Origin of the sequence: Streptomyces sp. NPDC020299, assembly GCF_044387825.1 — a bacterium.
Lineage (GTDB): Bacteria > Actinomycetota > Actinomycetes > Streptomycetales > Streptomycetaceae > Streptomyces.
In genome coordinates, this window is sequence record NZ_JBIRWL010000004.1 from 602,881 (window position 1) to 625,880 (window position 23,000).

Below are 23,000 nucleotides of genomic sequence, written 5' to 3' on the forward strand. Positions count from 1 at the left end.
CCCCGAGAGACCTAGCGTGCTCATACGACTTCTTCGGGCCTGTCTCAGGCCTTACAAGAAACCCATCGCCGTGCTGGTGCTGCTGCAGTTCCTGCAGACCTGCGCCACCCTCTACCTGCCCACCCTGAACGCCGACATCATCGACAACGGTGTCGTGAAGGGTGACACCGGTTACATCCTCTCCTTCGGCGCCCTGATGATCGGCATCTCGCTGGCACAGGTCGTGTGCAACATGGGGGCCGTGTACTACGGCGCCCGGACCGCGGCGGCGCTCGGCCGGGACGTACGGGCCGCCGTCTTCGACCGCGTGCAGTCCTTCTCCTCGCGTGAGGTGGGTCACTTCGGCGCGCCCTCCCTCATCACGCGTACGACCAACGACGTACAGCAGGTCCAGATGCTGGCCCTGATGACGTTCACCCTGATGGTGTCGGCGCCCATCATGTGTGTCGGCGGTATCGTGCTGGCGCTCGGGCTGGATGTGCCACTGTCCGGGGTGCTGGTGGCGGTCGTGCCGGTGCTGGGCATCAGCGTCACCCTGATCGTGCGGCGGCTGCGCCCGCTGTTCCGGTCGATGCAGGTGCGCCTGGACACGGTGAACCGGGTGCTGCGCGAGCAGATCACCGGCAACCGCGTCATCCGCGCCTTCGTCCGGGACGAGTACGAGGCGGACCGCTTCCGGAAGTCGAACGGCGATCTCACCGAGATGCAGCTGGCCACCGGGCGGATGCTCGCACTGATGTTCCCGATCGTGATGACGGTCGTCAATGTGTCGTCGATCGCGGTCGTGTGGTTCGGCGCGCACCGCATCGACAGCGGCGGAATGGCGATCGGCGACCTGACCGCGTTCCTCGCCTATCTGATGCAGATCGTCATGTCCGTGATGATGGCCACCTTCATGTTCATGATGGTGCCCCGCGCGGAGGTGTGCGCCGAGCGCATCCAGGAGATCCTCGACACCGACTCCAGCGTGGTGCCGCCGACGGCTCCCGTCACGGAGCTGCGCCGGCACGGCCATCTGGAGATCCGGGGGGCGGGCTTCCGCTATCCGGGTGCCGAGGAGCCGGTGCTCAAGGCGGTCGAACTGGTGGCCCGGCCGGGCGAGACCACCGCCGTGATCGGCTCCACCGGCAGCGGCAAGTCGACACTGCTCGGGCTGGTCCCGCGGCTGTTCGACGCGACCGAGGGCGCGGTGCTCGTCGACGGCGTCGACGTCCAGGAGGTCGAGCCGAGGCTGCTGGCGAAGACGGTGGGCCTGGTCCCGCAGAAGCCGTACCTGTTCGCGGGCACGGTGGCCACCAACCTGCGGTACGGCAACCCGGACGCCACCGACGAGGAACTGTGGCACGCGCTGGAGGTCGCGCAGGCCAAGGAGTTCGTCTCGAAGCTGGAGGGCGGGCTGAACGCGCCCATCGCGCAGGGCGGTACGAACGTCTCCGGCGGCCAGCGCCAGCGGCTCGCCATCGCCCGTACGCTCGTGCAGCGCCCCGAGATCTACCTCTTCGACGACTCCTTCTCCGCGCTCGACTACGCCACCGACGCGGCGCTGCGCAAGGCTCTGGCCCGGGAGACCGCCGAGGCGACCGTCGTGATCGTCGCCCAGCGCGTGGCGACCATCCGGGAAGCCGACCGGATCGTGGTCCTGGACGAGGGCCGGGTGGTCGGCACGGGCCGGCACCACGAGCTCATGGCGGACAACGAGACCTACCGGGAGATCGTGCTCTCCCAGCTGACGGAAGCGGAGGCCGCCTGATGGCAGGGCCCATGGGACGCATGATGGCCGGGGGCGGCCCGGACCAGCGCTCGATGGACTTCAAGGGCTCGGGCAAGCGGCTCGTCGCCCGGTTCGGGCCGGAACGGCTCACCATCTACGCGCTGCTGCTGTGCGTGGTGGTCAGCGTCGGCCTCAGCGTGATCGGCCCGAAGATCCTCGGCAAGGCCACCGACCTGGTCTTCTCGGGCATCATCGGGCGCCAGATGCCGGCCGGGGCCACCAAGGAGCAGGTGCTCGACCGCATGCGCGCCCGGGGCCAGGGCTCCGTCGCGGACATGCTGAAGAGCACCGACTTCACCCCGGGCAAGGGCATCGACTTCGACGCCGTCGGCCAGGTCCTGCTGCTCGCGCTCGGTACGTTCCTCGTGGCGGGTCTGCTGATGGCGGTGGCGACGCGGCTGGTCAACCGGGCCGTCAACCGCACGATGTACCGGATGCGCGAGGACGTGCAGACGAAGCTGTCCCGGCTGCCGCTGTCGTACTTCGACCGGCGCCAGCGCGGCGAGGTGCTCTCCCGGGCCACCAACGACATCGACAACATCGGCCAGACGCTCCAGCAGTCGATGGGCCAGCTGATCAACTCGCTGCTGACCATCATCGGCGTGCTCGTGATGATGTTCTGGGTGTCCTGGCTGCTCGCCCTGGTCGCCCTGGTCACGGTGCCGCTGTCGTTCGTCGTCGCCACCCGGGTCGGCAAGCGGTCGCAGCCGCACTTCGTGCAGCAGTGGCGCACCACCGGCAAGCTGAACGCGCACATCGAGGAGATGTACACCGGGCACACCCTGGTGAAGGTGTTCGGACGGCAGGACGAGTCGGCGAAGCAGTTCGCCGAGGAGAACGACGCGCTGTACGAGGCCTCGTTCAAGGCGCAGTTCAACAGCGGGGTCATGCAGCCGCTGATGATGTTCGTGTCGAACCTGAACTATGTGCTCGTCGCCGTGGTCGGCGGTCTGCGGGTGGCGTCCGGCTCGCTGTCCATCGGCGATGTGCAGGCCTTCATCCAGTACTCCCGGCAGTTCTCGATGCCGCTGACCCAGGTCGCCTCGATGGCCAACCTGGTGCAGTCGGGCGTCGCCTCGGCCGAGCGGATCTTCGAACTCCTGGACGCGGAGGAGCAGGAGCCGGATCCGGTGGCGGCCGAGAAGCCCGCGGAGCTGCGCGGGCGGGTGGCGCTGGAGCACGTGGCGTTCCGGTACGACCCCGAGAAGCCGCTGATCGAGGACCTGTCGCTGAAGGTGGAGCCCGGGCACACGGTCGCGATCGTCGGCCCGACCGGAGCGGGCAAGACCACCCTGGTCAACCTGCTCATGCGGTTCTACGACGTCACCGGCGGGCGCATCACCCTCGACGGTGTGGACATCCGGAAGATGTCCCGCGACGAACTGCGCTCCGGGATCGGCATGGTGCTCCAGGACACCTGGCTGTTCGGCGGCACCATCGCGGAGAACATCGCGTACGGCGCGTCGCGCGAGGTCACCCGCGGGGAGATCGAGGAGGCGGCGCGGGCGGCCCACGCGGACCGGTTCGTGCGCACCCTGCCCGACGGCTACGACACCGTGATCGACGACGAGGGCACGGGGGTCAGCGCCGGTGAGAAGCAGCTGATCACCATCGCGCGGGCGTTCCTGTCCGACCCGGTGATCCTGGTCCTCGACGAGGCGACGAGCTCCGTCGACACCCGTACCGAGGTGCTGATCCAGAAGGCCATGGCCAAGCTGGCGCACGGCAGGACGTCCTTCGTGATCGCGCACCGGCTGTCGACGATCCGGGACGCGGACACGATCCTCGTCATGGAGAACGGCTCGATCGTCGAACAGGGCGCCCACGCGGAGCTGCTCGCCGCGGACGGTGCCTACGCACGGCTGTACAAGGCGCAGTTCGCGGAGGCCGTGGCCGAGGTCGACTGAGCGCACCGGGGGCCGCCTTCGCGGGCGGCCCCGTTCAGTCCAGGTAGCCCCGCAGCTGGTCGGCGAAGGCGTGGTCCCGCAGCTTGTTCAGGGTCTTGGACTCGATCTGCCGGATGCGTTCCCGGGTCACGCCGAAGATGCGCCCTATCTCCTCGAGGGTGCGGGGGCGGCCGTCGGCGAGGCCGTAGCGCAGCTGTACGACCTTGCGCTCGCGCTCGCCGAGGGTGGACAGTACGGCCTCCAGGTGCTCCCTGAGCAGCAGGAACGCCGCCGACTCCACGGGTGAGGCCGCGTCGCCGTCCTCGATCAGGTCACCGAGCGCGACATCGTCCTCCTCCCCCACGGGCGCGTGCAGCGACACCGGCTCCTGGGCGAGGCGGAGCACCTCGCCGACCCGCTCGGGCGGCAGGTCGAGGTGGGCGGCGACCTCTTCGGGGGTCGGCTCGTACCCGCGCTCCTGGAGCATCCGCCGCTGCACCCGTACGACCCGGTTGATGAGCTCGACGACATGCACGGGGACGCGGATGGTGCGGGCCTGGTCGGCGAGGGCGCGGGACATGGCCTGGCGGATCCACCAGGTGGCGTACGTGGAGAACTTGTAGCCGCGGGCGTAGTCGAACTTCTCCACGGCCCGGATGAGCCCGAGGTTGCCCTCCTGCACCAGGTCCAGCATGGTCAGGCCGCGTCCGACGTACCGCTTGGCGACGGACACGACGAGCCGCAGGTTGGCCTCGATGAGCCGGCGCTTGGCCATGCGGCCCATCACGACCAGCCGGTCCAGGTCGAGGGCGAGCCGGTCGTCCAGGCCGGGGGTGCTGCCCAGCTTCTCCTCGGCGAACAGCCCGGCCTCGACCCGGCGGGCCAGCTCGACCTCCTCGGCCGCGGTGAGCAGCGGGATCCGGCCGATCTCGCGCAGGTACTGGCGGAACAGGTCCGAGGAGGGAGCGCTGGTGTCCGCGCGGGCGGCCGCCGCCGGGGCCTCGACGGGCGCCTCCGCCGGCTCGGCCGCGCCCTCCGGCTCGTGCTCGGGCTCGGGCTCCGTCTCCGGGTGGTGCGCGGCACGGCTCTGCGGCGGCACCACCGCGAAGACCTCGCTCTCGGCGTCCGGCGGCTCGTCCGTCGCGGTGCTGTCGGTGCTGTCGGTCTGTGTGAGGGTCTGGGTCTGCACGGGGGCGACCTCCAGGGTGATCGCTGCTGAGTGGAACCGCGGGGAGCGCGATCCGTGGGGGACGGATCAGCCGCGCTCCGAGGACTCAGGCACCGCACCCCAGTGTGGGGTAAGACACATCACCGCCACGAGGGGCGTGCGGTGACTTTTTGCATCCGGGTCGTGACGGGATGGTTATCCAGGTCGTTTCCCCGGTGAATACCGGGCGTGGTGGGATGGGAGGGGCGGCATGGGCGAGCTGCGGCAGCGGCTGGAGGGGCTGGTCGGCCAGGTGGAGGAGCAGCAGGTGGTGACCCGCCGCCACGACATGGAGTTCGTCCGGGCGATGCGCGAGACGCAGCTCCAGCACGGCGGGCTGCTTCGCTCCCTCGTCGCCGGGCAGCGGCAGTTGCTCGAGCGCTTGGGGATCACGCGCACCGAGCAGTAGCCGCGAGCTGTCGCTACAGCGCCGCCGCGCCCTGCACCCGCAGTGTCTGGCCGTACTGCTGGAGGACCCACAACTCGTTCTGTACGGCCGCCAGGTGGGCCGGGTCGCCGCCGGTGCCGAGGCGGGCGAGGGTGCTCTGGATGTCGTGGATGCGGCGGTCGACGGCGCGGCGGCGGACCCAGACGAGTTGTTCGCCGGCGTAGGGCTCGTCGACCGTGCGGCGCATGATCGCTTCCACTGCCAGCTCGGTCACCATCGCGCGGACCGCGTCGTCGGGGGCCGCCTCGCGGACGCGGACCAGGTACTCCTGGGAGTCTTGCGTGCCGTACTCGACGCCGCCCGCGTCCATGATGGCCTGGCGTACGGCCGCGTAGGGCGGGGCGGTGAACTCGTCGATCCCGTACGCGTCGAAGGCCGGGGAGACCAGCTCCGGCCGCTGGAGGGCGAGTTTCAGCAGCTCGCGTTCCGTGGCGTACACCGGGTTGCGGAGGTTCAGCGCGGGGCCGGAAGGGGCCCGTACGGCCGCGTACTCCTGCGGGGGACGCTGGGGGGCCGCCGGCGCCGGGCCCCGGCCGCCGCGGTCGCGGGCCCAACGGGCGAGCTGGGCGACCCGCTTGACCACGAACTGGGTGTCGAGGATGCCGAGCATCCCGGCCAGCTCGACGGCGACCTCGTGCTGGGCGCCGCTGTTCTTGATGCGGGCCACGATCGGGGCCGCCTCGTCCAGGGCGGCGGCCCGCCCCGCCGGGGTGTTCAGGTCGTAGCGGCTCACGATCTGGCGCAGCGCGAACTCGAAGAGCGGGGTACGCGGTTCGGCCAGGTCGGCCACCGCCTCGTCGCCCTTGGCCAGGCGCAGGTCGCAGGGGTCCATGCCGTCCGGAGCGATCGCGATGTACGTCTCGGCGGCGAACTTCTGGTCGTCCTCGAAGGCGCGCAGGGCCGCCTTCTGCCCGGCCGCGTCGCCGTCGAAGGTGAAGATCACGCGTGCGCTGCCGTTGTCCATCAGCAGCCGGCGCAGGATCTTGATGTGCTCGCCGCCGAAGGCCGTGCCGCAGGTCGCGATGGCGGTGGTCACTCCGGCGAGATGGCAGGCCATGACGTCCGTGTAGCCCTCGACGACGACCGCGCGGCTGGCCTTCGCGATGTCCTTCTTCGCCAGGTCGATGCCGTACAGGACCTGGCTCTTCTTGTAGATCGCCGTCTCGGGCGTGTTGAGGTACTTGGGGCCGTTGTCCGCCTCGTACAGCTTGCGCGCGCCGAAGCCGACCACCTCGCCGCCGATGTCCCGGATGGGCCACATCAGCCGGCCCCGGAAGCGGTCGATGGGGCCGCGGCGGCCCTCCTGGGAGAGGCCGGAGAGGAGCAGCTCCTTGTCGGTGAAGCCCTTGCCGCGCAGATAGCGGGTGAGGTGGTCCCAGCCCTGGGGGCTGTAGCCCACGCCGAAGTGGACGGCGGCGGCCTGGTCGAAGCCGCGGTCGGCCAGGAAGACGCGGCCGGTCTCGGCCTCGGGGCTGGTGGCGAGCTGCTCCGCGTACCACTGCGCGGCGATCTTGTGGGCCTCGACCAGGCGGATCCGCTCGCCGCGCTGGTGGGACGGGTTGTACCCGCCCTCCTCGTAGCGCAGGGTGATGCCGGCCTGCGCGGCGAGGCGCTCGACCGCCTCCGAGAAGGAGAGGTGGTCGACCTTCATCACGAACGTGAGGGTGTCGCCGCCCTCCTGGCAGCCGAAGCAGTGGAAGAGTCCCTTGCTCGGGCTGACCTGGAAGGACGGCGACTTCTCGTCGTGGAACGGGCAGAGGCCCTTGAGGTTGCCGCCGCCCGCGTTGCGCAGCTGGAGGTACTCGGACACGACGGAGTCGATCGGGACCGCGTCCCGTACCGCCTTCACGTCCTCGTCGTTGATCCGTCCTGCCACGCGTGAATTCTACGTGGGGTGTGTGACAGTTCCGGCCCCGTGAGGGGTCAGGGGGCGAGGCTGTCGAGAGGTACGTGCGGGTCGGCCAGCGCCTCCGTGTCCACCGGGGCCGTGGAACGGATCAGCTTCTGGATCGGCTCTGTGACATCCCACACGTTCACGTTCATTCCGGCCAGCACCCGGCCCTCCTTCACCCAGAACGCGATGAACTCCCGCTTGCCCGCGTCCCCCCGGATCACCACCTGGTCGTACGACCCCGGCGGCGCCCAGCCGCTGTACTCCATCCCCAGGTCGTACTGGTCGGTGAAGAAGTAGGGGACGCGGTCGTAGATGACGTCCTGGCCGAGCATCGCGCGGGCCGCCGCCGGGCCGCCGTTGAGGGCGTTGGCCCAGTGCTCGACCCGCAGCCGGGTGTCGAAGAGGGCGTGCGGGAAGGCGGCGACGTCGCCGGCCGCGAAGATGTCGGGGTCGGTGGTGCGCAGCCGCCCGTCCACCACGATGCCGCCGCCGTGCGCGCGGTCGGCGATCTCCAGCCCCGCCGCCTCGGCCAGCCCGGTGCGCGGCGCGGCGCCGATGGCCGCGAGGACGTCGTGCGCGGGGTGCTCCTCGCCGTCGTCGGTACGGGCGGCCAGCACCATGCCGTCCTGGCCGACGATCTCGGTGAGCCGGGCCCCGAAGTGGAACCGGACCCCGCGCTCGCGGTGCAGCTCGGCGAAGAGGTTGCCGAGCTCGGGGCCGAGCACGCCGTGCAGCGGGGTCGGGTTGTGTTCGATGACGGTGACCTCGGCGCCGTACTCCCGGGCCGCCGCCGCCACCTCCAGGCCGATCCAGCCCGCGCCCGCGATCACGAGGTGCCCGTTGTCCCGGCCGAGCGAGCCGAGTACGCCCTTGAGCCGCTCGGCGTGGGCGAGGCGGCGCAGATGGTGGACGCCCGCGAGGTCGGTGCCGGGGATGTCGAGGCGGCGGGGCTCCGCGCCGGTGGCGAGAAGCAGCTTGTCGTAGTGCACGAGGGTGCCGTCGTCACCGAACCGGACCGTCTTCGCCGTACGGTCGATGGCGTCGACGGTCTGGCCGAGGTGCAGTTCGATGTCGTTCTGCGCGTACCAGGCGAGTTCGTGCACGAAGACGCTGTCGCGTTCCTCCTTGCCCAGCAGGTAGCCCTTGGACAGCGGCGGGCGTTCGTAGGGGTGGTCGCGTTCGTCGCAGATCAGTATCACCCGGCCGGTGAAGCCCTCCGTCCGGAGCGTTTCGGCCGCCTTGGCGCCGGCCAGCCCTCCTCCGACGATGACGAACGTCTGGTCCGCGTCGACCACTTGATGCCTCCTCGTAAAGATGCCGCCACATGGGAGCCTCCCGCACTGAGCGTGATGCGGGAAGGGGGAGTGGCCCGATCAGGCCACGGAGGGTCACATTCTTCTCACGGGCGCCCCGTCAGTCTCGCGTGCAACGAGCGGGCCGACGCGTCGGTCAGGGAAGCGATCTGATCGACGATCACGCGTTTACGGGCGTGATCGCCGTCCGCCGCGTCGAAGAGCGAGCGGAACTGCGGGTCCAGCCCTTCGGGGGCGCGGGCGGTGAGTGCCTCGGCGAGTTCGGCGACGACGATCCGCTGGTCGGCGCGGAGCCGCTCCTGCTCGGCGCGGCGCATCACGTACTGGTCGGCGACCGCCTTGAGGACCGCGCACTCCATGCGTGCGGAGCGCGGCACCACGAGTTCGGCGCCGTACCGGGTGAGGCGGCCGGTGCCGTACGTCCGGCGCGTGGCGCCCTCGGCGGCCAGGCAGAAGCGGCCGATGAGCTGGCTGGTGGCGTCCTTCAGACGGGCCTGGGCGACCGCCGTGCCGTCGTAGCCGTGCGGCCACCACTCCTGGGCCAGGAGGCGGTCGAGGGCGTCGGCGAGTTCGGCGGGGTCGGTGCCGGCGGGCACGTACCTGCCGACGGCGACGGCGAAGACCGCCTGCCGTTCCGGTTCGGCGCGCAGGCTGGCCGGGTCGATGTGGCCGGCGTGCAGGCCGTCCTCGACGTCGTGCACCGAGTACGCCACGTCGTCCGCCCAGTCCATGACCTGGGCCTCGAAGCAGGTGAGCGTGCCGGGGGCGTCCTTGCGTACCCAGTCGAAGACCGGCCGGTCGTCCTCGTACACCCCGAACTTCCCCGACGCCGGGTCGGTGGGGTGGGCGCCGCGCGGCCAGGGGTACTTGGTGGCGGCGTCGAGGGCGGCGCGGGTGAGGTTGAGGCCGACGGAGCCCTCGGGGGTGAACCGCTTGGGCTCGATGCGGGTGAGGAGCCTGAGGGACTGGGCGTTGCCCTCGAAGCCGCCGCAGTCGTCCGCGAACTCGTTCAGCGCCTGTTCGCCGTTGTGGCCGAAGGGAGGGTGGCCCAGGTCGTGGGAGAGGCAGGCCGCCTCGACCAGGTCGGGGTCGCAGCCGAGGGCCGCGCCGAGCTCGCGGCCGACCTGGGCGCACTCCAGGGAGTGGGTGAGACGGGTGCGGGGGCTGGCGTCCCAGGCCGGGTGGTTGGGCGCGCCCGGGGTGACGACCTGGGTCTTGCCGGCCAGCCGCCGGAGCGCTGCGCTGTGCAGGATGCGGGCGCGGTCTCGCTGGAAGGCGGTGCGGCCGGGGCGTTTGTCGGGCTCGGGGGCCCAGCGGTCGGCTGACGCCGGGTCGTAGCCGTCGAGGGGTGCGGTGCCGTTACCTGCGGTGCCTCTGCTTGCGGTGCCTTCCATGGTTCGACAGTACGGGGCGGTGGTGACAATCGGGGGGTTCCGGGTGCCCAGGCGTCTGCCGAGTCTTGTTGTGTGGCGGGTGCGGGTTGTTCGTGGCTTGTCGCGCAGTTCCCCGCGCCCCTAGGTGGGCGAGCCTGGCCCCCGCTTTCAAGCTGACGCCAGTGCCGGATTGGTCAGGGTCGCCGGGGTGGACAGTGCCTGGTCGTAGCGGTGCAGGACCAGGCGGGCCATTGCCTCGTGGGCGCCGAGGGGGGCCGAGGTGATCCAGGGGGCCGCCTCCGCGCACTGGGTGGCGAAGCGGCCGGGGGCCGTGAAGCAGGAGGCGATCGCGACTCGGGGGCGGCCTCGGGCGGCGAGGGCGCGTACGGCGGCGGGGACGGTCGGGGTCGCGGCGGAGGCGTAGGCGGGGACGACGGGTACGCCGAGGCGGTCGGCGAGGAGGCGGGCCGTGCGGCGGGTGTCGGCCGCGGAGTCGGGGTCTCGGGAGCCGGCGGCGGCGAGTACGACTCCGCTCGAACGGCGGGTGGTGTCGTCGGGGCCGGTGTGCCAGCCGGCTTCCAGCAGGCGGTCGTACAGGGTCTCCACGAGGAGCGGGTGGGGGCCGAGCGGTGCGGCCACGCGCGTGCGTGCGGTGGCGGCGGCCATCTCGGGGATGTCCTGCTTGACGTGGTAGCCGCGGCTGAGCAGCAGCGGTACGAGCACGGCCGGGGCGTCGCCGAGGGCGGCGAGGGTGTCCGGGAGCAGGGGCTCGTTCAGCTCGATGTGGCCGAGGCGCACCGACAGGCCGGGGCGCAGGTCCCGTACCCGCTCCATCAGGGCGAGGACCGTCCGCAGCGCGCGCGGGTCGCGGCTGCCGTGTCCCACCAGGACGAGGGCGGGCGGGCCGGGGCGGCGCCTGCCGTCCAGGGAGACGAGGCTGAGCTGGCCGGCGAGCCGGCTGCTGATGCCCGCCATGATGTCCGCCGTGCTGTCGAGGTCCGTCATGGAACGATCCTGACGGCAGGAGGTTGCGCCCTCGTTGCACGGCCGTCACGGGTATTTTCCGTGGGTTCACCGCGTGCGCCCGGACCGTGTGAGGCGAACCGGATCACTGTTCGACGCGTCCTCCTCGTCGGGACGGACAAGGGGGACCCGCGTGAAGATCCGTAGACCGCGCCTGCCGCGGACCCGTGCCGGACGGCGGCGGCTGGTGCAGGCCGTGATGGCCGGGTGCGTGCTGGCGCTGCTTCCGGTGACCTGGCTGTTCGTGTCGACGGCGGACCGGCTGCGCGCTACGGGGGACGTGCCGCGCGCCGATGTCGCCGTCGTGTTCGGGGCGGGCCTGTGGGACGGGGAGCCGTCGCCGTACCTCGCGCACCGGCTGGACGCGGCGGTGAAGCTGTACCGGGCGGGGCGGGTGAAGGTGGTGCTGGTCACCGGCGACAACAGCCGGGACGATTACGACGAGCCGGACGCCATGCGCGCGTACCTGACCGAGCGGGGTGTTCCCGGCTCCCGCGTGGTCAGCGACTACGCCGGTTTCGACACGTGGGACTCCTGCGTCCGCGCGAAGAGGATCTTCGGCGTCGACCGGGCCGTCCTGATCAGCCAGGGCTTCCACATCCGCCGCGCGGTCGCCCTCTGCGAGGCGGCGGGCATCGACTCCTACGGCGTCGGCGTCGACGCCAGGCACGACGTCACCTGGTACTACGGCGGCACCCGCGAGATCTTCGCCGCCGGCAAGGCGGCCCTGGACGCGATCTTCAAGCCGGACCCCCGCTTCCTCGGCCCGAAGGAGCAGGGGGTGGAGCGGGCACTGGCGAGCGGGCGGTGAGGCGGCGGCGGGCCAGGCGGAGCGCTCGCGGAGCACTAGGGGGTGTCGTCACATTCCCGTCTGCCCCCACGACGCCGCGGGGCCGCCCTTCGGCGACGACGGGAATGTGACGACAGGCCCTGGCGGTGCACCCGGCTCACTCCGGGCGCCCCCTGGATCGTGCCTCGTCCCGCACGCTGACCGGATGCGGACCTCGACCGTCCTGGCCTGCCGTTCGTGCGGCCCGCGCCGTCCCGGCCCCGGAGCGACGCCGGGACCCCGCCAGGCGGCACGTGAACCCGACCCCGCCGACGGGTTTCAGCGCCCCGTGAAGTGCGGCGGGCGTTTCTCCAGGAACGCCGTCATGCCCTCCTTCTGGTCCTCCGTGGCGAACAGGGCGTGGAACACGCGGCGTTCGTAGCGGATGCCGTCGCGCAGGCCGGTCTCCAGAGCCCGGTCGACACAGTCGCGGGCCGCGGTGACGGCCGTGCGGGAGTACGAGGCGATGGTGGCGGCGGCCTCCAGGGCCTCGGTCAGGACCTGGTCGTCGGGGACCACGCGGGAGACCAGGCCGCAGCTCTCCGCCTCGCGGGCGTCCATCGAGCGGCCGGTGAGGACGAGGTCCATGGCCTTGGCGCGGCCGACCAGCCGGGTCAGGCGCTGGGTGCCGCCGATGCCCGGGATCACACCGAGCCTGATCTCCGGCTGGCCGAAGACGGCCGACTCCCCGGCGATCACCAGGTCGCACATCATCGCCAGCTCGCAACCACCGCCCAGGGCGAGCCCGCCCACAGCCGCGATCTTCGGTGTACGGAGGTCCGCGAACTTTTCCCATGCCCCGAAGTAGTCCTCCGCGGCCAGTTCCACGGCCGTCCTCCCGGCCATCTCCCTGATGTCGGCACCCGCACTGAACACTTCGCCCGAACCGGTGAGGAGCACACAGCCGACGGCCGGGTCCTTGTCCAACGGGCGCAGGACGCCCAGGAGTTCGGTGAGCAGTGCGGAGTTCAGCGCGTTGCGGACGTGCGGGCGGTGCAACCGTACGGTCACCACACGGCCGTGGTGTTCCACTTTCAGACTGTCCATCTCCACCGGTCTCCTCTACGAGTCCCAGATCGCGCCGTACGCCGGAATCCCACGCCGCTCCAGACCGTGCACGACCTGCCAGGTGAGCTTCTTGTTCGAGATGCAGATGACCGCCTCGGCCCCGAAGTCCCGGTACGCCGCGTAGGCGAGCCGCACCATGTCGGGCTTACCGTGCCGGGAGGTGTCCCAGACGAGTGCGTGCGGCTGGACGGCCAGGATCTCGTCGACGAGCGCGTCGCCGTAGGTCGCCCGGGGATCGCGGGTCGCCCAGACCAGGCGGGACGGGACCTCGGCGGCCAGGAGGTGCGGCAGGCAGGGGCCGATGCCGCTGCCCGTGGCCACGTACACGACCTTTCTGAACAGCGTCTCGATGTTGGCGACCCCGGCCGTCGTGATGCCCTTCACCCACACCTGTGAGGGCATGTCGTCGATGAAGGAGCCCGTCCAGTCGCCCGCGCGGGAGATGGTGAGCCGGAATCCGGGCTCCGCGGGGGACGGCACGTTGGCGAACGAGTGCCACTCCTTCAGCGGGCTGCGGCTGATCGCGGTCGAGGAGCCCGCGAAGGGCGTCTCACCGTGGTCGAAGCGAGCCAGTACGACGTGCGGGGAGGGGCGCTCGATCCGTACATCGACCTTGCGCAGCCGCAGCCAGGGCAGGGCGACACTGAAGGTGACCACGGCGAGCACCGCCACGGGGACCGGTCCGGCGCCGGACAGCAGGGTGTGCGCCCAGAACAGCAGCAGGGCGGTCCAGCCGCCGAAGCGGTGCACCTTCTCGAAGAGGTCGTGGTGCCGGGAGCGGAAGGCGGGCACCGCGGTCGCGACGACGAGGGCCAGCAGGCCGGTCAGTGCCAGGGCCACGGCCCTTGCGGGCCCGTCGGGCTCCGCGAGCACCGAGGCCAGGAACCACGCCGTACCCGCCAGTGCCCCGCCCACGTGCAGTCCGCCGAAGTGGTAGACCTTGCCCAGCGTCCAGCGCACCTTCAGCGGCCAGCTGGTCGGCGGCCGGGTCGCCAGCCGGAACATGAGGTTGACGACGTACTGCTGGCGCACGAGGACGGCGAGCGCGAGGTTCGCCAGGGCCGCGTGACCGAGCGACGAGGCGGGCAACGGCCACCGCGCGGCCGCCCAGGCCAGGTTGACGGCGACGACGAGTGCCGCCAGCCGGTTGTAGTGCATCAGGAGCGGGTGCTTGAGGAGCCGCCTGGGTCCCGGGGTGACCGGCGGCAGCGGGACGTCCCGCACCCCGGCCACGGGTGCCGTGGTCATCGGAGCACCCCCTGGCGCTCCTCGGCCAGTAGGAGCAGAGCCTGTTTGTCGATCTTGCCGCGGTCGGTCTCGGGCAGCGAGGCCAGCGGGAAGACGTCCGAGGGGACGCAGTAGTACGGGAGGGCGTCCGCCACCGCGCGCCGGGCCCGCTCGGGATCGATGCCGGCCGGGCAGACGAACGCCACCAGGCTGCGCGCGTCCCGCTTCAGCGTCACCGCCCGCAGACACCCCTCCACCGACTCCAGCACCGAGGAGACGGAGTCGAGCTCGACGCGGAAACCGCGCACCTTGACCTGGTCGTCCGTGCGGCCGAGGTGCTCCAGCTCGCCGTCCGCGGTCCAGCGGCCGAGGTCCCGGGTGCGGAACATCCGTGTGCCCCCGCCGAGGAAGGGATCGGGGGCGTACCGCTCGGCGGTCAGCTCGTCGTTGCCGAGGTAGCCGGCGGAGACGCAAGTGCCGCCCGCCCACATCTCGCCCGCCTCGCCGATGGGGAGCGGTCTGCGGTCGGCGTCCAGGACGTACACGGTGTTGTTCGGGGTGGGGGTGCCGATGGTCAGCAGGGCGGCGGCCGGGTCGTGGCGGCGCATGGTGTTGACGATGGTCACCTCGGTGGGGCCGCAGCAGTTGTGGAAGGCGGCGCGGCCCGCCCACAGGTCGGCCAGGGGGCGCGGGCACGGTTCCCCGGCGACGGCGACCGTACGCACCCGCGGGCAGGCCTCGGGGTCGATGCCGGACAGCACGGTGGGCGTGGCGATCAGCACGTCGGCGGTGCGGGCCGCGGCGGCGATGTCCTTGCCGCGGATGACGAGGGTGCCCCCGTGGGTGAGGCAGCCGAGGATCTCCCAGGCGGCCATGTCGAAGGCGATGTTGAGCAGCTGGGGGACCCGGTCGCCGGGGCGGACGCCGAGGCCGCCGGGCTCGGTGAGCAGGAGGTTGGCGACGTTGCGGTGGGTGACCTTCACGCCGTTGGGGTGTCCGGTGGTGCCGGAGGTGAACAGGACGTAGCAGCCGTCGTCGGGGGCGGGCGGGGCCGCGCGGACCAGGGGTCCAGGTGCGTACGGTTCCGGTTCCGGTTCCGGTTCGTCCAGGGTGATCAGACGATGGCCGGGCGGCACCGGGACGCGGGAGGCGTGTCGCCGGTGGGTGAGCATCACCCGGGTCCGTGCCGTCCGGACGACGTGGGCGAGCTGGGGACGGGGGGTGAGGCCGATGTCCTGGGGGACGTAGGCGGCGCCCGCCTTCAGGGTGGCGAGCAGGCCGACGAGCATCGGGATGGAGCGGCGGACGAAGAGACCGACGTGGTCGCCGGGACGTACGCCTTCGCGGACGAGACGGGCGGCGAGGGCGTCGGCCGCGCGGTCGAGCTCGCCGTAGGTGATGACCGCGCCCTGGTGCTCGGCGGCGAGGGCGTCGGGGCGGACGGCCGCCTGCCGTTCGATGGCGCGGTGGACGAGCGGGTCGGGGACGGATACGGCGGGGCCGCGGCCGTACTGCCAGAAGAGCTGCTGGTCGCGGGGGGTGAGGTGGCGCAGAGGCATGGCTCGGGAGACCTCCTGGCTGTTTCGAGGGGAGAGAGCCGGGTCCGGGTGACCGTCCGGGTGACGGCGGCAGGATCGGAGCCGGCCCATGTGCCGAGAAAAGCCGTGCGGGGTCGTGCGCAGGGGACGACTGTAGCCGCGATTCTTCAACTCTCAACCAGGTGCGATCGGCCAACTATGATACGGAATGCGACAGATGTGACGTCTTCTGTCACGACGGCAACTTCTGTACCCTCCGCGACGACTCAGGGGTGGGCGGGTGTGTGCCTCACCGCGGCCCCGCCGCGGCGGGGAGGTCGCCGTCCCGGCCGTGTAACAGGGAGCCGTCACGGCACGTAACACGTGCGAAGCACGCTGGGTGCTATGAAGACCACCTCGACGCCCACCCACTGCCCGTACTGCGCCCTGCAGTGCGGGATGAATGTGACCCCCGCGCCGGGAGGGGGCGTCGAGGTGACCGAGCGGCCGGACTTCCCGGTGAACCGGGGGGCGCTGTGCGGCAAGGGGCGGACGGCCGCGGCGCTGCTGTCGCCCGGGGTGCGGCTGACCTCGCCGTTGGTGCGGTCCGGGGGCGAGCTGGTGCCCGCCTCGTGGGAGGAGGCGCTGGACCGGATCACCGCGGGTCTCGCCTCGGCGCGTACGGCGTACGGTCCCGATGCGTGCGGGGTGTTCGGCGGGGGCGGGCTGACCAACGAGAAGGCGTACGCGCTCGGCAAGTTCGCGCGGGTGGTGCTGGGCACCTCGCAGATCGACTACAACGGCCGCTTCTGCATGTCGTCGGCCGCCGCGGCGGGCACGAAGGCGTTCGGCCTCGACCGGGGGCTGCCGTTCCCGCTGGAGGACATCCCGAAGACGGGCTGCGTGATCCTGGTCGGCTCCAACCTCGCGGAGACCATGCCGCCGTCGCTGCGCTTCTTCAGTGAACTCCGCGACAACGGCGGCACGCTGATCGTCGTCGACCCGCGCCGCACGAAGACCGCCGAGCAGGCCGACCTGCACCTCGCGCCCCGCCCCGGCACCGATCTCGCGCTGGCGCTGGGCCTGCTGCACCTGGTGGTCGCCGAGGGCCGCACCGACGAGGAGTACATCCGGGAGCGCACGGCCGGCTGGGAGGAGGCGCGGGCCGCGGCGATGGCGCACTGGCCGGAGTACGTGGAGCGGATCACGGGGGTGTCCGTTCCACAACTCCGGCAAGCAGTACGGCTGTTCTGCGAGCCGGAGACCGCGATGGTACTGACCGCGCGCGGGCCGGAACAGCAGTCCAAGGGCACCGACACGGTGGGCGCCTGGATCAACCTGTGCCTGGCGACCGGCCGCGCGGGCCGCCCGCTGTCCGGGTACGGCTGCCTCACCGGGCAGGGCAACGGGCAGGGCGGGCGCGAACACGGCCAGAAAGCCGACCAGTTGCCCGGCTACCGCAAGCTGACCGACCCGGCCGCGCGGCGGCACGTCGCCGAGGTGTGGGGCGTGGACCCCGACAGCCTGCCGGGCCCGGGCCGCAGCGCCTACGAGCTGCTGGACGCGCTGGGCACGGACATCAAGGCCCTGCTGCTGATGGCCTCCAACCCGGTGGTGTCCGCGCCGCGCGCCGCACATGTGGAGGAGCGGCTGCGGTCGCTGGACTTCCTCGCGGTGGCGGACGTCGTGCTGTCGGAGACGGCGGCGCTCGCGGACGTCGTACTCCCCGTCACCCAGTGGGCCGAGGAGACCGGCACGACCACCAGTCTGGAGGGCCGGGTGCTGCTGCGGCGGCAGGCGGTCACCCCGCCCGACGGGGTCCGCAGCGACCTCTCGGTGCTGCACGGGCTCGCCGCCCGGCTGGGCGTGGAGAAGGGCTTCCCGACCGACCCCGAGGAGGTCTTCGGCGAGCTGCGCCGGGCGAGCGCGGGCGGTCCCGCGGACTACTCGGGGATCACCTACGGGCGGCTGGCGGAGGAGAACGGGGTGTTCTGGCCTTGCCCGGAGGGGGCTGTGGATCCCGCGGCGGAGGGGGCCGCGCACCCCGGCACCCCCCGCCTCTTCCTCGACCGGTTCGCCACCGAGGACGGCCGCGCGCGGTTCGCCGCCGTGACGCACCGGGCGGCGGCCGAGGAACCGGACGACGAGTACCCGCTGCTGCTGACCACCGGCCGGGTGGTGTCCCAGTACCAGTCGGGCGCCCAGACCCGCCGGGTGCCCGAGCTGAACGCCGCCGCTCCCGGCCCGTTCGTGGAGCTGCACCCGAGGCTGGCGGCCCGGCTCGGGGCCGCCGAGGGCGACCCGGTGGCCGTGGTCTCGCGGCGCGGCCGTGCGGTGGCGCCGGCCCGCATCACCACCGGCATCCGCCCCGACACCGTGTTCATGCCCTTCCACTGGCCGGGCGAGGGCCGCGCCAACACCCTCACCAACCCCGCGCTCGACCCGACCTCGCGGATGCCCGAGTTCAAGTCGTGCGCGGTGCGGGTGGAGGCTGTGCGGACGGTGGAGGCTGTGCGGACGGTGGAGGCTGTGCGGCCGTAGGCGGTGCTGTCGGAGGCCAGGTGGGTAGGGGTCCGCCATGATCCATGGCGATGCCCTCCGCTGGGGCCACTCCGCGCTCACCGTCGACGTCGGCCTGGGCGGCGACCGCCCGCCCCGGCTGCTGCGCGTGGCGCGACCGGGCGATCCGGACGTCCCGTACGAGGGTTATGAGGGCCTGCCGCTCGCCGACGTGACGTTGCTCGGCGCGGGCACCGGCTGGTCCGGGCCGCGTTTCACGGGGACGGCGCTCGGCGCGCGGCTGCGTCACCGCGCGCACCACGCGACCTACGGCGACGACGGATGGCACCGCCTCACGGTCGAACTCCACGACCTGGAGAGCGGGTTGACGGTGCTCGCCGAGTACTCCTCCCCCGACGGCGTCCCGGTCCTGCGCTCCCGGGTACGGCTGCGCAACGACGGCCGCGTCCCCGTCACCGTCCGCGCCGCCGGCAGCCTGCTACTGGGCGGGCTCCCCTCCCCCGACGTGCTCGACGCCCATCTCGCCCGCAACGACTGGCTCGCCGAGTGCCGCTGGTCCGCCCAGCCGCTGCGGGCCGCCGTACCCGACTTCGGCCGGGCGGTGCACGAGCACGACGCCCGCGCGGCCCTGCGGCTGACCGGCCGGGGCAGCTGGCCGACCGACGGCCACCTGGCGATGGGCGCGCTCACCGACCGTACGGACGGCCGGACCTGGCTGTGGCAGGTCGAGTCGGCGGGGGGCTGGTCCTGGGACGCCGGGGAGTCGGCCGGGCGGACGTACATCGGGATGGGCGGCCCGTCGTACGACGACCACGGCTGGCGCCAAGTCCTCGCGCCCGGCGAGGAGTTCGCGTCCGAGTACGCCGCCCTGGCCCTCGGTGACGGCTTCGACGGGGCGCTGGCCGCGCTGACGTCGTACCGCCGCCGGGTCCGCCGCCCGCACCCGGACCACGAGCGGCTCCCGGTGATCTTCAACGACTACATGAACACGCTCATGGGCGACCCGACGACCGAGAAGCTGCTGCCGCTGGTCGACGCGGCGGCCAAGGCGGGTGCCGAGTACTTCTGCGTGGACGCCGGCTGGTACGACGACGAGGACGGCGGCTGGTGGGACAGCGTCGGGGCGTGGCAGGCGGCCCCGCGGCGCTTCCCCGGCGGGATCGAGGAGGTGCTGGGGCGGATCCGGGCGCGCGGGATGGTGCCGGGGCTGTGGCTGGAGCCGGAGGTGGTCGGGGTACGCAGCCCGGTCGCCGCCGAGCTGCCGGACGCGGCGTTCCTGCGCCACGACGACGGCACCCGGGTCACCGAACAGGGCCGCCACCAGCTGGATCTGACCCACCCGGCCGCCCGCGCGCACCTGGACGAGGCCGTGGACCGCATCGTCGGCGCGTGGGGCGTCGGCTACCTCAAACTCGACTACAACATCACCACCTCGGCCCCGGGCCTGCTCGGCCACACCCGTGCCTGGCGCGACTGGGTGTCCGCCCTCCTGGACCGCCACCCGGGCCTGGTCATCGAGAACTGCGCGTCCGGCGGAATGCGCATGGACGGCGCGTCCCTGTCCGTCACCCAGCTCCAGTCCACCTCCGACCAGCAGGACCCCCTCCGCTACCCGCCGATCGCGGCCGCCGCGCCGACGGCGGTACCGCCGGAGCAGGGGGCGGTGTGGGCGTACCCGCAGCCGGAGTTCACGGATGGGCAGATCGGCTTCACGATGGGCACGGCGCTGCTGGGGCGGGTCCATCTCTCCGGCCACCTGGACCGTATGACGCCTCGTCAACTGGAGCTCGTGCGCCGGGCGGTGGGGGCCTACAAGGCGATCCGGAGTGATCTGCCGGGCGCGGTCCCCTTCTGGCCACTGGGGTTGCCGGGGTGGGGGGACGAGTGGGTGGCGCTGGGGCTGCGGACTACGGGGGCGACGGGGGCGACGTACGTGTCGGTGTGGCGCAGGGGCGAGGCTGAGGAACTCGCGCTGCCGCTGAGCGACTTGGCTGATGACGGTGTGCGGGTGGAGGTACTGCACGCGGCCGGGGCGGGCGCGTCGGCCGCCTGGGACGGGGCGGGGCTGCGGGTACGGCTGCCGGAGGCGCCGGGAATGCTCCTGGCACGCCTAACGCATGTCGCGGGCCAGCCAGTCCCCGCCCGCGATGAGCCGGCCGCGGGCGCGGAGGCGGGCGGCGACGGGGGGCGCGGCGAGGTAGATCCAGGCGCGGACGGTTGAGCCGTCGGCGCGTAGGACGTTCCGGCCGACCCCTTCGTAGAGGTTCCGCGGGTCGCCCGGGGCGTACTCCTCCAGCCGGTCCGGTTCGCGCAGGAGCCGCCCGTACTCCTCGGGCACCGCATCGGGGAGGCGGCCGGGCTCCTCCGAGCGGGTGCGGCCGCGAAGGTACAGGTCATGGTTGCCCTCGCCGGGGCGCAGGGTTCCGTAGACGAAGAACGGCAAGGTCACAGAAACGATTCTGTACCCCCTCCGACTCCGCACACATCTCCTCGTGGGCGCTATGGACATGACATGTCGACGGCCCTTAAATCTCAGGGACACAGCGCGCCACCCCCACGCCTTCCAGGCGCCTTCCCAAGGAGACCGATGAGTCGGACACGGCATCACCGAGGATCCCGTCTCGCCACGGCCGGCATCGCCGCCACGACCGCCACGCTGCTGGCAGCAGCGCTCTCCCCCGCCGCGCACGCCGACGGCAGACCGACCCGGGCCACCGCGATCGAGAACGCGGCGTCGGCGCTCCTCGCCCACGCCACCGGCCTGGGACTCACCTCCACCCAGGACACCGCGGTCCGGGACGTGATCGTAGACAAGGACGGCACCCAGCACGTCCGCTACGACCGCACCTACCGCCAACTCCCCGTCCTGGGAGGAGACTTCGTAGTCCACCTCACCCCGACCGGCACATACCGCAGCGCCGACCGAGCCACGCGCGCCGCGATATCCCTCCCCTCCATCACCCCGAAGGTCTCCGCCCCCAAGGCCGCCGACCTCGCGGTGAACGCGCTGCGCGCCGCCAACCTGGGCGAAACACTCCGCCAGCTGAAGGCCAAGCCGGAGCTGGTGGTCGACGCCCTGCACGGCACCCCCAGACTGGCCTGGCGCACCAACGCGGTCGGCAAGGACTCGCTCGGCAACCCGGTCGCCCGCACCGTCCTGACCAACGCCCTCACGGGCGCGCAGATCGACGCCTGGGACAGCATCGAGACCGCGACGGGCGACGGCCAGTCCCTCTACAGCGGTACGGTCCCGCTGGAGTCGACGCAGTCCGGGTCCTCGTACCAGCTGAAGGACCCCACCCGCGGCAACACCTACACCGGCGACGCCGAGAACAAGACCGACCTGTGCATCTTCGGCATCTGCTTCAGCCGCGCCCCCGCCACGCTGTACACGGACGCCGACAACCACTGGGGCACGGGGGCCACGAGCGACCGCTCCTCGGCGGCGGTGGACGCCCAGTACGGCACCAACGAGACCTGGGACTACTACAAGAACGTCCACGGTCGCAACGGCATAGCCGGCGACGGCAAGGGCTCGTACAACCGCGTCCACTACGGCAACAGCTACAACAACGCCTTCTGGGACGACAGTTGCTTCTGCATGACCTACGGCGACGGTGACGGGACGACCTTCGGCCCGCTGGTGGCCCTGGACGTCGCCGGCCACGAGATGACCCACGGCGTCACCTCCAAGACGGCCGCCCTGACCTACTCCGGCGAGTCCGGCGGCCTGAACGAGGCCACCTCCGACATCCTCGGCACGCTGGTCGAGTGGTACGCCAACAACCCCACCGACAAGGGCGACTACCTGATCGGCGAAAAGATCGTCAAGTCCGGCTTCGGCAAGGCGGCCCTCCGCTTCATGGACAAGCCGTCCAAGGACGGCAACTCGGCCGACTACTGGAGCAGTTCGGTCGGCAACCTGGACGTCCACTACTCCTCAGGCGTAGCCAACCACTTCGCCTACCTCCTCGCGGAGGGCAGCGGCGCCAAGACCATCAACGGCGTCAGCTACGACTCCCCCACCTCCAACGGCTCCACGGTCACCGGCATCGGCCGAGACAAACTCGGCAAGATCTGGTACCGCGCCCTGACCGTCTACATGACGTCCTCCACCAACTACGCGGGCGCCCGCACGGCGACCCTCAACGCGGCGAAGGACCTCTACGGCGCGGGCAGCACGGAGTACAACGCGGTGGCGGCGGCGTGGAGCGCGGTCAACGTGAACTGAGCCGGTGCAGGCCGGCGTTCCCTGTTCCGGGGAGCGCCGGCCTGTCCGTCGTGGACTCAGAGCCCGGCAGCGGGCAGGAGTGAGGTGGACCAGCTCGAATGTTCCCGTGCGACCTCGGCGAGGAACGCCGCTTCGACCTGGGGCCAGCGCTCCAGCAGCCAGCAGACCTCGGTCATGACCGGGCTGGGCAACAGACGGCGGCCGGTCAGCGACGTCAGCAGGGAGGCGCACTCCGGGTGACGCCGGTCGGCCGCATTGAACGCCGCAGACAGGGGTCCGGTGTCCAGGACTGTGGCGATCACACCGAGTCGGCGAAGCGCTCGCGCATCCGCTCGCGGATGTAGTCGTCGTGCTGTTCAGCCAGATCTTCTGGACCATTCACGCTGCCGATCAGTGCCAGCAGCCCGGCCGGGACCGACTCCTCGCCCTCGTTCGCGTCGACTGCCGGCAGCGACCGGGCAACCTGGGACAGTTCCTCATCCTGGGTGACGAGCAGGCGCAGGCGTCGCACCTGGGTCGGGGTGAGCCGGTCCACCAGGTGGTGCATGTCCTCGTAGTCGTATGCAGCGGTCACACCAGCAGCGTAGGACGGCCCGCGGCCTCGGGCAGCTGGATCAACAGAGGTTCACCCCCGCTGGCGTGCGCGCAACCGCCCATGCCGCATCCCGGAGAGCATCCTCATCGGCTAGGTTC

General features: G+C 71.8%; 17 protein-coding genes and 1 pseudogene. 7 read left to right on the plus strand and 11 right to left on the minus strand.

The genetic code is table 11. The features are described 5' to 3' along the window. Window positions 1-16: 16 nt before the first annotated feature. Window positions 17-1,750, plus strand: a complete 1,734-nt coding sequence (locus tag ACH45E_RS14230; protein ID WP_361438131.1) for an ABC transporter ATP-binding protein — start codon at window positions 17-19, stop codon at window positions 1,748-1,750. After that, a complete protein-coding gene (locus ACH45E_RS14235; RefSeq protein WP_361438133.1) occupies window positions 1,750-3,678 on the plus strand; it encodes an ABC transporter ATP-binding protein in 1,929 nt (642 codons plus the stop codon). The genes ACH45E_RS14230 and ACH45E_RS14235 overlap by 1 nt, the downstream gene beginning before the upstream one ends. Window positions 3,679-3,712: 34 nt before the next feature. Here the strand turns inward: ACH45E_RS14235 and ACH45E_RS14240 are convergent. Further along, window positions 3,713-4,966: pseudogene (locus ACH45E_RS14240) on the minus strand (RNA polymerase sigma factor). A gap of 109 nt (window positions 4,967-5,075) precedes the next feature. Here ACH45E_RS14240 and ACH45E_RS14245 point away from each other — a divergent pair. After that, window positions 5,076-5,273, plus strand: coding sequence for a hypothetical protein (locus ACH45E_RS14245; RefSeq protein WP_361438135.1), 198 nt, complete (start codon window positions 5,076-5,078; stop codon window positions 5,271-5,273). A gap of 13 nt (window positions 5,274-5,286) precedes the next feature. Here the strand turns inward: ACH45E_RS14245 and dnaG are convergent, their stop codons facing one another. The 4 genes from dnaG to ACH45E_RS14265 form a co-directional block, all read right to left on the minus strand. Next, on the minus strand, window positions 5,287-7,188 hold the full coding sequence (dnaG, locus tag ACH45E_RS14250; RefSeq protein WP_361438137.1) for a DNA primase: 1,902 nt from the start codon (window positions 7,186-7,188) through the stop codon (window positions 5,287-5,289). Between the two features lie 47 nt (window positions 7,189-7,235). Next, the gene (locus ACH45E_RS14255) at window positions 7,236-8,501 is read right to left on the minus strand and encodes an FAD-dependent oxidoreductase (protein ID WP_361438139.1); all 1,266 of its coding nucleotides are present in this window, start codon (window positions 8,499-8,501) and stop codon (window positions 7,236-7,238) included. A gap of 104 nt (window positions 8,502-8,605) precedes the next feature. Then, complete coding sequence (locus tag ACH45E_RS14260) at window positions 8,606-9,913, minus strand: deoxyguanosinetriphosphate triphosphohydrolase (protein ID WP_361438141.1); 1,308 nt, start codon at window positions 9,911-9,913, stop codon at window positions 8,606-8,608. Between the two features lie 147 nt (window positions 9,914-10,060). After that, a complete protein-coding gene (locus ACH45E_RS14265) occupies window positions 10,061-10,867 on the minus strand; it encodes a sirohydrochlorin chelatase (RefSeq protein ID WP_399040700.1) in 807 nt (268 codons plus the stop codon). A 181-nt stretch (window positions 10,868-11,048) separates the two neighbouring features. Between ACH45E_RS14265 and ACH45E_RS14270 the strand changes: the two genes are divergently transcribed. Beyond that, window positions 11,049-11,726, plus strand: coding sequence for an ElyC/SanA/YdcF family protein (locus tag ACH45E_RS14270; protein WP_361438145.1), 678 nt, complete (start codon window positions 11,049-11,051; stop codon window positions 11,724-11,726). A 297-nt stretch (window positions 11,727-12,023) separates the two neighbouring features. On the opposite strand, the gene ACH45E_RS14275 is transcribed toward ACH45E_RS14270, so the two are convergent. The 3 genes from ACH45E_RS14275 to ACH45E_RS14285 are packed head-to-tail and all read right to left on the minus strand — an operon-like array spanning window position 12,024 to window position 15,598. Then, complete coding sequence (locus tag ACH45E_RS14275; protein WP_361438147.1) at window positions 12,024-12,791, minus strand: enoyl-CoA hydratase-related protein; 768 nt, start codon at window positions 12,789-12,791, stop codon at window positions 12,024-12,026. A gap of 15 nt (window positions 12,792-12,806) precedes the next feature. After that, the gene (locus tag ACH45E_RS14280) at window positions 12,807-14,060 is read right to left on the minus strand and encodes a hypothetical protein (protein ID WP_361438149.1); all 1,254 of its coding nucleotides are present in this window, start codon (window positions 14,058-14,060) and stop codon (window positions 12,807-12,809) included. Further along, window positions 14,057-15,598: an amino acid adenylation domain-containing protein gene (locus ACH45E_RS14285; protein ID WP_361438151.1), complete on the minus strand. Its 1,542-nt coding sequence runs from the start codon at window positions 15,596-15,598 to the stop codon at window positions 14,057-14,059. Before ACH45E_RS14285 ends, ACH45E_RS14280 begins: the two co-directional genes overlap by 4 nt. A gap of 363 nt (window positions 15,599-15,961) precedes the next feature. Here ACH45E_RS14285 and ACH45E_RS14290 point away from each other — a divergent pair, with 363 nt between their 5' ends. Together ACH45E_RS14290 and ACH45E_RS14295 are read left to right on the plus strand one after the other, a co-directional pair. Beyond that, window positions 15,962-18,097 (plus strand): molybdopterin oxidoreductase family protein, encoded by a 2,136-nt coding sequence (locus ACH45E_RS14290; RefSeq protein ID WP_361438153.1) that lies wholly within the window; start codon window positions 15,962-15,964, stop codon window positions 18,095-18,097. Window positions 18,098-18,134: 37 nt separating this feature from the next. Then, a complete protein-coding gene (locus ACH45E_RS14295) occupies window positions 18,135-20,297 on the plus strand; it encodes an alpha-galactosidase (RefSeq protein ID WP_361438155.1) in 2,163 nt (720 codons plus the stop codon). Here ACH45E_RS14295 and ACH45E_RS14300 read toward each other — a convergent pair. Beyond that, on the minus strand, window positions 20,187-20,525 hold the full coding sequence (locus ACH45E_RS14300) for a gamma-glutamylcyclotransferase family protein (protein ID WP_361438157.1): 339 nt from the start codon (window positions 20,523-20,525) through the stop codon (window positions 20,187-20,189). The two genes, ACH45E_RS14295 and ACH45E_RS14300, sit on opposite strands and share 111 nt — an antisense overlap. 138 nt (window positions 20,526-20,663) lie before the next feature. On the opposite strand from ACH45E_RS14300, the gene ACH45E_RS14305 reads away from it, so the two are divergent. Next, window positions 20,664-22,307: a M4 family metallopeptidase gene (locus ACH45E_RS14305; RefSeq protein WP_361438159.1), complete on the plus strand. Its 1,644-nt coding sequence runs from the start codon at window positions 20,664-20,666 to the stop codon at window positions 22,305-22,307. Window positions 22,308-22,363: 56 nt separating this feature from the next. Here ACH45E_RS14305 and ACH45E_RS14310 read toward each other — a convergent pair whose 3' ends face one another. Both ACH45E_RS14310 and ACH45E_RS14315 read right to left on the minus strand, forming a co-directional pair. Beyond that, complete coding sequence (locus ACH45E_RS14310; protein WP_361438161.1) at window positions 22,364-22,609, minus strand: hypothetical protein; 246 nt, start codon at window positions 22,607-22,609, stop codon at window positions 22,364-22,366. Continuing rightward, a complete protein-coding gene (locus tag ACH45E_RS14315; RefSeq protein WP_361438163.1) occupies window positions 22,606-22,881 on the minus strand; it encodes a hypothetical protein in 276 nt (91 codons plus the stop codon). Before ACH45E_RS14315 ends, ACH45E_RS14310 begins: the two co-directional genes overlap by 4 nt. Window positions 22,882-23,000: the final 119 nt, after the last annotated feature.

Coding starts and splice junctions, on each gene's coding strand:
- ACH45E_RS14280 (WP_361438149.1), bottom strand. CDS start 14,060: ATGACCACGGCACCCGTGGCCGGGGTGCGGGACGTCCCGCTGCCGCCG.
- ACH45E_RS14290 (WP_361438153.1), top strand. CDS start 15,962: ATGAAGACCACCTCGACGCCCACCCACTGCCCGTACTGCGCCCTGCAG.
- ACH45E_RS14275 (WP_361438147.1), bottom strand. CDS start 12,791: ATGGACAGTCTGAAAGTGGAACACCACGGCCGTGTGGTGACCGTACGG.
- ACH45E_RS14305 (WP_361438159.1), top strand. CDS start 20,664: ATGAGTCGGACACGGCATCACCGAGGATCCCGTCTCGCCACGGCCGGC.
- ACH45E_RS14235 (WP_361438133.1), top strand. CDS start 1,750: ATGGCAGGGCCCATGGGACGCATGATGGCCGGGGGCGGCCCGGACCAG.
- ACH45E_RS14260 (WP_361438141.1), bottom strand. CDS start 9,913: ATGGAAGGCACCGCAAGCAGAGGCACCGCAGGTAACGGCACCGCACCC.
- ACH45E_RS14265 (WP_399040700.1), bottom strand. CDS start 10,867: ATGGCGGGCATCAGCAGCCGGCTCGCCGGCCAGCTCAGCCTCGTCTCC.
- ACH45E_RS14245 (WP_361438135.1), top strand. CDS start 5,076: ATGGGCGAGCTGCGGCAGCGGCTGGAGGGGCTGGTCGGCCAGGTGGAG.
- ACH45E_RS14285 (WP_361438151.1), bottom strand. CDS start 15,598: ATGCCTCTGCGCCACCTCACCCCCCGCGACCAGCAGCTCTTCTGGCAG.
- ACH45E_RS14295 (WP_361438155.1), top strand. CDS start 18,135: ATGATCCATGGCGATGCCCTCCGCTGGGGCCACTCCGCGCTCACCGTC.